We start from the raw sequence: 11,275 nt of genomic DNA on the forward strand, positions 1-11,275 counted from the left end.
GGCGGCCTCGCGAGGGGCCGCCCCTCCTGCTTTCGGAGGGAGGCTCAGCTCGCCGTCTTCTCGCGCAGCTCCCGGCGGAGGATCTTCCCCACGTTGGTCTTGGGCAGATCCGCGCGGAACTCGATGAACCTGGGCCGCTTGTAGCCGGTGAGCTGTTGGCGGCAGTAGTCGAGCAGCTGGGCCTCGGTGAGGGACGGGTCCTTCTTCACCACGAAGAGTTTGACGGCCTCGCCGGAGTGCTCGTCGGGCACGCCCACGGCGGCCACCTCCAACACGCCCGGGTGCATGGCGACCACGCCCTCCACCTCGTTGGGATAGACGTTGAAGCCCGACACGAGGATCATGTCCTTCTTGCGATCCACGATGCGGGTGTGTCCGCGCTCGTCCATGATGCCGATGTCGCCGGACTTGAAGAAGCCGTCGGGCAGCATGACCTTGGCCGTCTCGTCCGGGTGGTTCCAGTAGCCCGCCATCACCTGGGGGCCGCGGATGCAGATCTCCCCGGGCTGGCCGAGCGGCACGTCCTTCCCCTCGTCATCGCGGATGGCGATCTCCGTGGAGGGCAGGGGAAGGCCGATGGTGCCGGAGTACTCCGTGGCGGTGGCCGGGTTGCTGGTGGCCACCGGCGAGGTCTCGGACAGGCCATAACCCTCGAGGATCGGAACGCGGGTGGTGGCGAACCACTTCTCCGCGGTGGCCCGCTGCACGGCCATGCCGCCTCCGTTGGCGACCCTCAGGTGGGAGAAGTCGAGTTTGGCGAAGTCGGGGTGGTGCACCAGCGCGTTGTAGAGGGTGTTGACGGCCGGCAGGATGTGGAAGGGCTGCTGGGACAGCGTCTTGATGAAGTCTGGAATGTCGCGCGGGTTGGGGATGAGGATGTTCATCGAGCCCATGCGGATGCCCATCAGCCCGCAGACGGTGAGCGCGAAGATGTGGTAGAGCGGCAGCGCGCAGACGATGTTGAGTGCCTCGGACGAATTGCCTTTCATGGCGGGCTGGAGCCAGGCTTCCACCTGCAACAGATTGGCGATGACATTGCGGTGCAGCAGCGTGGCGCCCTTGCTCACGCCCGTGGTGCCACCCGTGTATTGCAGGAAGGCGACGTCGTCGCGCGACGTCGTCACCGGCACGAGCGACAGGCGCTTTCCCTCGGCCAGCATCTGGTTGAACTTGACGGCGCGTGGCAGGTGGTAGGCGGGCACCAGCTTCTTCACCTTGCGCACCACGAGGTTGACGAGGGCGCCCTTCACGCCGCCCAGCAGGTCGCCCATCGAGGCGACCACCACGTGCTGGAGGGCCGTGCGCTCCACGACCTGTTGGAGCGTGATCGCGAAGTTCTCCAGGATGAAGATGGCCTGGGCTCCGCTGTCCTTGAGCTGGTGTTCCAGCTCGCGCGGCGTGTAGAGCGGGTTGATGTTCACCACCGTGTAGCCCGCGCGCAGGATGGCGGCGATGCAGATCGGGTACTGCAACACGTTGGGCATCATGATGGCGACGGCCGCGCCACGGGTGAGCCCCTGGGATTGCAGCCACGCGCCCACCCGCTGCGACAGGACATCCAGCTCCCGGTAAGTGATGGACTTGCCCATGCACTTGAAGGCCGGGCGATCGGCGAACTTGCGGAACGACTCCTCCAACAGGTGGGTCAGCGAGGGGTACTGCTTGTCATCGATCTCGGCCGGAACCCCAGGTGGGTAGTGCTTGAGCCAGATCTTCTCCATTCGCGTGTCTCCTCGCCCTTCGAAGGTGATGGGACTGGAATGGTAGTGGATCCCCATGCCACCACCTCAAGCGCCGAGTTCACGGTGCGTGCGGATGTGGACCCATGCGGACACGGCGCGGAGCGTCAGGAAGGCGGAAGGAGCCCGAGCACGGCGAGCAGGGTGAGGGTGAGGCTCACCAGGCTCTCCCCGGCGATGAGGCCCGCGGCCAGGGGGACGGTGGCGACGAGCGCGAAGGCGGGCCGCGCGCGGGCGAGGAGGGCCGCGGCGAGCGAGCCCAGGAACATGGACAGGGCGGCGGAGGGGGGGAGCACGAAGGCGATGCCGACGCCGATGGCCGAGGGGACGAAGGGACGCAGGCGCTCGGGGGCATGTTGCTCGAGCAGCGCCAGGAGGATGCCGCCCACCCCTCCGGCGAGCGCGCCCCAGCGGGAGGCGGGGGCCAGGGTACCGAGGCCCGTGGCGAGCACCCGGGCCAACCCCTCCACGAAGGTGCCGCCGGGAGCGGGGAAGTGCTCCTCGGAGAGGACGGAGGTGTCCGGCACGAGGAGCAGGAAGGCGGGGACGATGACGGCCGAGCCGACGAGGCAACCCCAGAGCTGGGCGAGGACGGTCTGCCGGGGGGTCGCGCCGAGCAGCGAGCCGGCCTTGACGTCGGTGAGCAGGTCCGCGCTCGTGGAGGCGGTGGAGCCCGAGAGGCTGGCGGCGATGGTGCTGGCCAGGGGGTTGCCGGGCATGACGACGCAGAAGGCGATCTGGGCGAGCTGTCCCAGGGCTCCCGAGGGGGTGACGTCCGTCTCCCCGGTTACCCGGCACGCCGCCACGGCGAGCGGGAAGGAGAGCAGCACGCCGAACAGCCCCAGGTGGGGGGGGATGCCGAAGACTCCAGCTCCCAGCACCACCGTCCCCAGCGAGAGCAGCGCGAGGCCGGCGAGCCACCAGGAGCGTGGAACCTGTCCCGGGCCCGTGTGGCTCCCCGGGCCCCCGGCTCCGGCCTGGAGGAGCGAGGAGAACGCGCGGCGCAGGACGTCCCGCCGCGACAGCAGGTGGGTGAAGGCGGCGCTCGTCACCAGGGCGGTGCCGGGCCACATGCTCCAGTCGGACGCGTGTGCGTAGTCGGGTTGGGGCAGGGTGCCTCGAACGTGGAGCCAGGGGACGAGCACGCCGAAGCAGGTGATGGCGCCGAGCAGGATCGAGGCGGCGATGCGCGGGCCCACCAGGGCGCCGACTCCAGGGGAGAGCAGGCCGAGGTCGAGGGAGAAGGAGAGAGGAGCCAGCGGTACGCCGTGGACGGTGCCTGCAAGGGGCAGCGAGGCGGGTATCCGCTTCAGCCCATCGCGGGCGAACGTGAGCAGGCCGGCCACCAGGGCCGCTCCACCGAGCACCCGGGTTCCCTGGCGCGCGGAGACGTCTCCTTGCTGGAGCATCCGCGCCGCCGAGGCCGCGGCCAGTCCGGAGGGGAAGGGGAGGCTCTCGCGGTGGAGGAAGGCGTGCTGGAGTGGGACGGCGAAAAGGACTCCGAGCGCGGAGATGAGCAGCGTCCAGCAGAAGAGCGCCCAGCCCGGAGGGTGGTGGCCGGAGAGCATCAGCCACGCCACGTTGGCGGAGATGAGGGTGCCTCCCGTGGAGTAGCCCGCCGAGGAGGCCGTGGACTGCATGGCGCTCGTCTCCAACAGGGACAGCCCAGGGCGCGAGCGGGTGCGCCATGGCCAGGCCAGCGCCCGGTACATGCCGAGCCCCAGCACGCAGGCGATGACCGTCACCGGAAAGGCCAGCCCCGTCTTCAGTCCGACGTAGAGGTTGGTGAGGCTGAGCCCCGCGCCCAGGAGCGCGCCGAGCGCCAATGCGCGGGGGGTGAGTGCCCGGCCGGACACGGCGGCGCCGGGGGGGGGCTCGCTCCGCTCCTCTCGCATGGGCGGGAGACTACTCCGGCCCGCGGAGCAACTCCAAGACACGAGCGCCGTGCCGCTGGCTCAGGCCAGCTTCTCCCACCCGCTCAGGGGCAGCTCCAGGGTGAAGCATGCGCCATGGCCCTTGCCTTGGCTTTCACAGCGCAGCCGGCCCTTCATCGCCTCGGCGGCCAGCGCGCTGGAGTGAAGACCAAAGCCATGGCCTTCCTTCTTGGTGGTGAAGCCGTGGGAGAACAGCCGCGTCAGGTGCTCCGGGGCGATGCCCACCCCATTGTCTTCCACCTCGATGCGCAGCCACACCTCGCCCTCGCGCCGCACGCGCAGCGACAACCGCTTGTCATCGCGTCCGCTCTCCACCAGGGCATGCCGCGCGTTGCCCAGGAGATTCACGAGGATCTGCAGCAGCCGGTGCCGGTCCAGCGGCAGCGGTGCCACCTCGGTGTACTCGCGCTGGATGCGGATGCCCAGGCGCTCGAAGGCGTCCAGGTGCAGGCGCAGCGCGTTGTCGATCAGCTCGGACACCGTGACCAGCTCCACCCGGCCCACGACGCGGGCGTTCTCCTGCTGCAGGCTCACCACCTCGCGGATGTGCTCCACGTTGCGCAGCAGCTCCTTCATCTCCGTGAGCAGATCCTCCTGCTCCCGCACCAGGTGCCGGGACACCGTGGACAGGTACTTCGGAAGCTGGCGCCCCCGGGTGTCCTCCGTCAGGAAGGTGGGCAGGTTCGTCTCGTGCTCGGCCAGGAGCTCCGAGGCACGCAAGAGGGACGTGGTGCGCGAGCCTTGCAGCCGCTCGAGCACGAGCGAGGCGGAGACGTTGACGCTGTTGAACATGTTGCCCACGTTGTGCAGCACGCCCGTGGCCATCTCCGCCATGCCCGCCTGGCGGGACACCTCCATCAACCCCCGGTGCAACTCTCCCAGCTTCGCCTCGGCCTCCTTGCGCTCCGTGATGTCGCGTCCGAAGAGCGTCACCCCCACGGGCCGATCCCCCTGTCCCCACAGGGGGTGGAGCGCGACATCGAGCACCCAGGTGCGGTGGGGGCCCCGCCTGACCCACTCGAAGCGGACGCTCTCTCCGCGCAGGGCGCGCTGCAGGCTGTTGCGCCATTGCTCCTGCACCGCGGGATCGCTGCGCTGATCCAGCTCGGTTCCCGGGTGCAGCTCCTTGCCGTACATCTCCAGGAACATCTTCCGCGCCACGCTATTGGACGTGATGATGCGCCCCTGTTCGTCGAGCGAGCACACCGGATCCGTCGTGCTCTCCAACAAGCTGTGCAGCTTGCGCTCGCTGTCGCGCACCGTGGCGGAGGCCTCGTCCCGCGCGATGCCGAACAGCGAGCTCAACCCCCAGCCGAGCAGCAGGATGAGTGAGTCGAGCACTCCGGCGATCCACGCCTGGGAGTTGGCGAAGATCGGCTCCCGGCTCCCGAACCCCGACAGGTAGAGGGGCAGGAGGATCCCCGAGTTGAGACAGAAGAAACCCGTGAAGACGAGCCCCGCCTTCACTCCCAGCAGGTAGACCGCCAACAGGGGGATGAGCAGGCTGGCCGCGTGCGAGGCGACGATCTGACGGGACATCAAGAACGTCGTCAGCATGTACCCGGCCAGCATGGTTCCGCAGACGAGGAGCGACCCGAGCCGGAGCGGGCCTCCCGCTCTCAGGTACACCAGGATCAACGCGAAGCCGATCGCGGCGCCCGTGCCGATCCTCACCAGAGGTGCGCCCCCGTTCACCCCCAGGCCAGAGGTGATCGCGAGCACCAGGGACATGGCCGCCAGCAGGACGGTGCTCCCCAGCAGGACCCGGTAGCGGCCAAGCTCACCAGGCGTCAGGTGGTGCCGGTTCTCGGGCAACAGGGCGTCCAAACGCCCAAGCAACCACGTCCACCGCCCTGCGCTCATCGACGACCTCTCCGCTCGAGCAAGAACCCAGGTCGCGTGGTCGCAAACCCCCCCCCGAGTGAGCGGCGGCCCTGAGACGCCCGCAGCAGAGCCATGGCTACCACGCGTCGAAAGTCATGAGCAACCCATTGGAGCCACGTTTGAGCGGATTTGTTCAACCTCATCGTGCGCGGCAGAACTCCAGACAACCAGTGAAAACATCATCATCCTGGAGTCTGGTGACGAATGAGTGAAAACGAACTCGCTCGAATTGACATCGTTTCCGCGACCCTGGGCCCACGCGGGGAGTGACAGCCCGCGCGCGGGAGGAGAAGGGCGCTTGTCCGGCCGGCCGGGGGTGCATGGGGGCTCTTCCGGGTGGCTCACGGCGTCGCGCGTCCACGTTCCCTGGAAGTATCCAGGTGGGCTGTGTCCCATGCGTGGCGATGGGCGAGTGCTCTGAGGACGGCGCGGGGCCTGTCCTGCTAGAAGGCGGCGGCGACCGGCCCGGCTCTCCGTCACCTGGAGGCCGGGCTCCCTGCCCGTCGCGGTGCCTTCCGACAAGGACCCCCCTGACATGTCCGAACAAATCAAAGACTACAAGGCCAGAGCGCAGCACCTGGTGTCCCAGATGACGCTGGAGGAGAAAGCCCTGCTCATGTCTGGCAATGGCGCGTGGACGACCCACAAGGTCGAACGCCTGGGAATTCCTTCCATCTTCATGGCGGATGGCCCGCATGGGCTCCGGAAGGCATTGGGGCCCAATACGGCGGACAGCGTCCCCGCGACCTGCTTCCCCACCGCGTCCGCCCTGGCCTCGAGCTGGGACACGGAGCTCCTCGCGGAGATTGGCGCCGCCCTGGCACGCGAGGCGCAGGCCAACGACGTCCAGTTGTTGCTGGGTCCGGGCAACAACATGAAGCGCTCTCCCCTGGGCGGGCGCAACTTCGAGTACTTCTCCGAGGATCCCTTCCTCGCCGGCCACCTGGCCGCCTCGTACATCAACGGGTTGCAGGGCCAGGGGGTGGGAAGCACCCTGAAGCACTTCGCGGTGAACAATCAGGAGCACGAGCGGATGGTGAGCAGCTCCATCGTGGATGAGCGCACCCTGCACGAAATCTACCTGCCCGCCTTCGAGATCGCCGTCACCCAGGCCCAGCCGTGGGCGATCATGTGCGCCTACAACAAGATCAACGGCGTCTATGCCTCCGAGAACCACCTGCTGCTCGAGGACATCCTCCGGGATGCGTGGGGCTTCCAGGGGTACGTGGTGTCCGACTGGGGCGCCGTGCATGATCGCGTGAAGGGCATCATGGCCGGGTTGAACCTGGAGATGCCTGGCAGCGGCGACGTGAACCGCAAGAAGATCATCGAGGCCGTCAAGGCGGGCCAGCTGCCGGAGTCTCGCCTGGACCAGGTGGTGGCCGGACTGCTCGCCGTGGTCCTCAAGGCCACGGAGAGCCGCCGCGGCGGTGTCCGCGTCGACGTGGACGAGCACCATGCCCTGGCGCGGCGGGCGGCGGGCGAGAGCATCATCCTCCTGAAGAACGAGGATGACCTGCTGCCGCTGGAGACCGGAGGAAAGAAGAAGATCGCCGTGATTGGCGCGTTCGCCAAGGACCCCCGCTACCAGGGCGCTGGAAGCTCGCAGGTGAATCCGACCCGTATCTCCAACGCCTATGCCGAGCTGGCGGCGCTCCTCGGTGGCGACGAGCGCCTGTCCTACGCGAGCGGCTATGACCTGGAGGGGGTCACCACCGCGCAACTGCTCGAGGAGGCGCGGCAGCAGGCGAAGAGCGCGGACCTGGCCATCGTCTTCGCCGGTCTGCCGGACAGCCACGAGTCCGAGGGCTTCGACCGCTCCACCCTGGACATCCCCGAGGGCCACAACCGGTTGATCGACGCGGTCAGCCAGGTGCAGCCCAACACCGTGGTGGTGTTGATGAACGGCTCGGCCATCACCATGCCCTGGGTGGGCCGGGTGAAGGCCATCCTGGAGGGCTGGCTGACGGGACAGGCCGGCGGCGGCGCCATCGCCGACATCCTGACCGGCAAGGTCAACCCCTCGGCGAAGCTGGCGGAGACCTTCCCGACGCGGGTGGAGGACACGCCGACCTTCACCGAGTTCCCCGGTCTCAACCAGCAGGCCCGCTACGGCGAGGGCGTCTTCATCGGTTACCGGTACTACGACAAGAAGAACATCACGCCGCTGTTCCCGTTTGGTTTTGGTCTGAGCTACACGACCTTCGCCTACTCGGAGCTGAGCTTCAGCGCTCCGTCCATCCATGAAACCGAGAGCCTGACCGTGGAACTGAAGGTCAAGAACACGGGGAAGGTGGCGGGAAAGGAGATCGTCCAGCTCTACGTCCGCGAGGACAAGCCCGTGGTCAGCCGTCCGGACAAGGAGCTCAAGGCCTTCACCAAGGTGGCGCTCGAGCCCGGCGAGGAGAAGACGGTGCGCTTCACGCTGAGCCGGCGTGATTTCGCCTACTACAACACCAATCTCCACCGCTGGTCCGTCAACCCGGGCCGCTTCGACATCCTGGTCGGTGGCTCGTCCCGGAACCTGCCCCTGCGCAAGCACGTCCTGGTGGAGGTGGCCCAGCAGGAGGTCCCCTCGCTGTCACGCCACTCCCTGGTGAAGGAGTTCAAGGACCACCCCAAGGGCAAGGAGTTCTACCCCCAGCTGGTGGGCGTCATCATGGGCGGGACGACCGAGGAGCCCGGCGGCGTCAAGCGCACGCCCGAGGAGGAGCGCGCCCGGAAGAAGGCCGAGATGTCGACGCTGGTGTTCGCCCACGACATGCCCGTCTACAAGCTGGTGCTCTTCTCCGAGGGCAAGTTCTCCGAGCAGAAGCTCAACGACATCCTGGCGCGGGTGCAGTAGCCGCGAGCGCCCCGGTGCCGTGAGGGCGGCGGGGCGCATCCACCCGGAAGTGGATGCGCCCGCTTCGCCGCCCGAGGTGGTTGTTACTTGGGCTTGATCTCCGTCAGGACGAGGAGGTTCTCCGGGATGGAGTTGGGCGTGAGCTTCGCGTAGGGGTTGTCCTTGTTCGGGAAACCCGTGAAGCGGCGCGTGCTGTACTCACCCCAGGACGGGCCGGGGAAGAGCGGGATGACGGGCGCGTTCTCCACGAAGAGCACCTGGAGCTGATCGGAGATCTTCTTCTGCTCCGCGGGATCGCTCGTGGCCTCGAAGGCCTTGAGCAGGGCGTCCGCTTCCTTGTTGCCGAAGCGGTGCCAGTTGCGCGCCGCGACCGTGCCCACGGGCTGCACCGTCTCGGTGCCGAGGAAGTCCCGGTAGACGTAGTACGGATTGGGCTCGTCGGACGACCAACCCATGGACAAGTCGAACTCACCCTTCTGGATGCGCTCGAACCAGGGGCTGAAGTCGTAGGTCTTCAGGGTCGCGTCGATGCCCACCTGCTTGAGGTTCTGCGCGATGATCTGCGCGGCGCGCACCCAGTCGGACCAGCCCGTCACCACGTTGACGTCGTAGCGCAGGGGCTTCTTGTCCGGTCCCACGCGAATGCCATCGTCGCCGCGCTTGTAGCCCGCCTCGTCGAGCAGGGCGCCCGCCTTGGCGGCGTCGAACTTCACCCAGTCACCGCTCTCCACGGCCTTGGCGTTGCGCCAGCTGTTGTGGGTGTCGCTCAGGCCCGTGGCGTCCGAGGGCCGCGTGTAGTTGTACATGGCGACCTTGACGATCTGCTCGCGGTCGATCGCCATGCTGAGCGCCTTGCGCACGCGCACGTCGTCGAAGGGCTTCTTCGTGGTGTTGGCGTAGAGAATCACCGTGTTGCCCACGAGCGGGAACCAGTAGTGATTGTTCTCCTTGTCCTTGCTCACGTAGAGCCGCTCGATGTCCGGCACGAAGTTGCCCGCGTAGTCCACCTCGCCATTGAGCAGCGCGAGGTTGGCCTGGTCGTTGCCGGGGTAGGCCGGGAAGCGCAGGGCCTGGACGTAGGGCTTGCCCTGCTGCCAGTAGTTCGGGTTGCGGCCGATCTCCCAGATCTGGTTCTGGAAGACCTTGATCTCCGTGAAGGGCCCCGTGGCCACGGGGTTCTCGTTCTTGTAGGAGACCGGGTCGGCGACGTCCTTCCACTTGTGCTCGGGGACGATCGGCTGCTGCGCGATGTAGAGCAGGCCGGGCACGAAGACGCGGCTGAAGGTGAACTCCACCGTGGCGTCATCCTTGGCCTGCACGCCCTCGAGGAACGCCCACACGCTCGACAGATCCAGCGCCTTGTGCTTCTTGAGCAGCTCGAAGGTGAAGGCCACGTCCTTGGCGGTGAGCGGCTGGCCGTCCGACCACTTCACGCCCGGACGCACGGAGAAGGTGAGCGTCTTGTTGCCCTCGCCCCACGTGTACTTCTCGGCGAGCCACGGCACGTAGTCCGCCTTGAGCACGTTGAAGATGAGCATCGGCTCGTAGATGCCGGCGCGGGTGGGCCAGCGCGAGCTGCTGCTGGCCAGCAGGGGATTGAAGTTGCGGATCCAGGAGGTCTGTGCCTCCTGGGCAATGGTGACGGCCGTGGCCTTCTCCGCCGCGGGAGCCGTCGCGGTGGCCGCCGGCGTGCTCCCCTCCTGCTGCTTGCTCTTCGAACAGCCCGCCAGTCCCCCCAAGGAGACAAGACCCATGCACATCACGACTAGCCGGCGTTGCATCCACTGGTTGTTCATCTAGAGGCGCTCCTGGATTCCAGTTGAGGAGTAGGACCCGCTTCGGGTTGCTCGAAACGAGAAGGTAGTTCGCGCACCTACCCAGGCCGTGGCTTAGCATGGTTCTTCACCTCCTCCACCTCCAGAGTCATGCGTCTTCGCGGAGAGTCTCGACGCATCGCGGCGAACGACGCGCCGCGTCGAACCTGCTCTTCGCGCCTCATTGGAATGGAACAAAGGAATGGAACAAAGTCATTCACTCTCATCACGAGAGGAATGACGGATGAGAAGGTATTGGCGCGGGGCAGGACCCGGGGGTCCTGGGAGCGTGTCAGGCTTTTGAAGCCGCGCCCAGCTCGCCGAGCACCTGGGCGAGCTGCGCGAGGGGCAGCACGAAGTCCGCGGGCCCCTGGGCGAGCGCCGCGGCGGGCATGACCGGCATGTGCGCGGTCTCGGGCGACTGCACCAGCGTGACGCCCCCCGCCGCGCGCACCGCCGCGAGGCCTCGCGCCCCATCCTCGTTGGCGCCGGTGAGGATGATGGCCGCGAGCCGGGCGCCGTAGATGTACGCCGCCGATTCGAACAGCACGTCGATGGAGGGGCGCGAGTAGTGGACGGGCTCGTCCACCGAGAGCGACAGGGTGGGCCCCGTGTCCACCATCAGGTGGTAGTCCGGGGGAGCGAAGTAGACCGTCCCGGGCTTCACCGGCTCCTTGTCCTGGGCCTCCCTCACTGGCAGGGCACACCGGGGCGCGAAGATGTCCACGAGCAGGCTGGGCCGCTCGGGCGGAATGTGCAGGACGATCAACAGGGCGGGACGGAAGGTGCGCGGCAAGAGGGGCAGGAGGAAGGACAGCGCTTCCACGCCTCCCGCGGACACGCCCAGCACGACGGCGGAGACGCGGCCCCGGAACGCCTCGGGTCTGAGTCCGCTGGAGCTGAGGATGTCCGTGCCGTTCACGAAAAGCCCTGCCTCTTCTGGGCGAGCCACTCGTCCGGCACGAGTGGGGTGAAGGACTGCCCGTGTGCTCGAGAGTGTAGCGGCTTCCGGGGCCGAGCAAGCCCCGGGGGCCCAGCCCATCACGGAACGCTCGCGCA

General features: G+C 67.6%; 6 protein-coding genes. 1 reads left to right on the top strand and 5 read right to left on the bottom strand.

Annotated features, from left to right (window positions below; translation table 11 throughout):
* Window positions 1-44: 44 nt before the first annotated feature.
* The 3 genes from D187_RS17915 to D187_RS50045 all read right to left on the bottom strand — a co-directional run bounded on the left by D187_RS17915 (window position 45) and on the right by D187_RS50045 (window position 5,536).
* Window positions 45-1,721, bottom strand: coding sequence for a long-chain fatty acid--CoA ligase (locus D187_RS17915; RefSeq protein WP_043430470.1), 1,677 nt, complete (start codon window positions 1,719-1,721; stop codon window positions 45-47).
* 125 nt (window positions 1,722-1,846) lie between these two features.
* The gene (locus D187_RS17920) at window positions 1,847-3,634 is read right to left on the bottom strand and encodes an OPT family oligopeptide transporter (RefSeq protein ID WP_002626706.1); all 1,788 of its coding nucleotides are present in this window, start codon (window positions 3,632-3,634) and stop codon (window positions 1,847-1,849) included.
* A 60-nt stretch (window positions 3,635-3,694) separates the two neighbouring features.
* On the bottom strand, window positions 3,695-5,536 hold the full coding sequence (locus tag D187_RS50045; RefSeq protein ID WP_155893408.1) for an ATP-binding protein: 1,842 nt from the start codon (window positions 5,534-5,536) through the stop codon (window positions 3,695-3,697).
* A 556-nt stretch (window positions 5,537-6,092) separates the two neighbouring features.
* Here D187_RS50045 and D187_RS17930 point away from each other — a divergent pair.
* On the top strand, window positions 6,093-8,402 hold the full coding sequence (locus D187_RS17930; protein ID WP_002626709.1) for a glycoside hydrolase family 3 C-terminal domain-containing protein: 2,310 nt from the start codon (window positions 6,093-6,095) through the stop codon (window positions 8,400-8,402).
* 83 nt (window positions 8,403-8,485) lie between these two features.
* On the opposite strand, the gene D187_RS17935 is transcribed toward D187_RS17930, so the two are convergent.
* Together D187_RS17935 and D187_RS17940 are read right to left on the bottom strand one after the other, a co-directional pair.
* Window positions 8,486-10,198, bottom strand: coding sequence for an ABC transporter substrate-binding protein (locus tag D187_RS17935; RefSeq protein ID WP_002626710.1), 1,713 nt, complete (start codon window positions 10,196-10,198; stop codon window positions 8,486-8,488).
* Between the two features lie 310 nt (window positions 10,199-10,508).
* Complete coding sequence (locus D187_RS17940) at window positions 10,509-11,138, bottom strand: chemotaxis protein CheB (protein ID WP_002626711.1); 630 nt, start codon at window positions 11,136-11,138, stop codon at window positions 10,509-10,511.
* Window positions 11,139-11,275: the final 137 nt, after the last annotated feature.

This window comes from Cystobacter fuscus DSM 2262, assembly GCF_000335475.2.
Classification (GTDB): Bacteria; Myxococcota; Myxococcia; order Myxococcales; family Myxococcaceae; genus Cystobacter; species Cystobacter fuscus.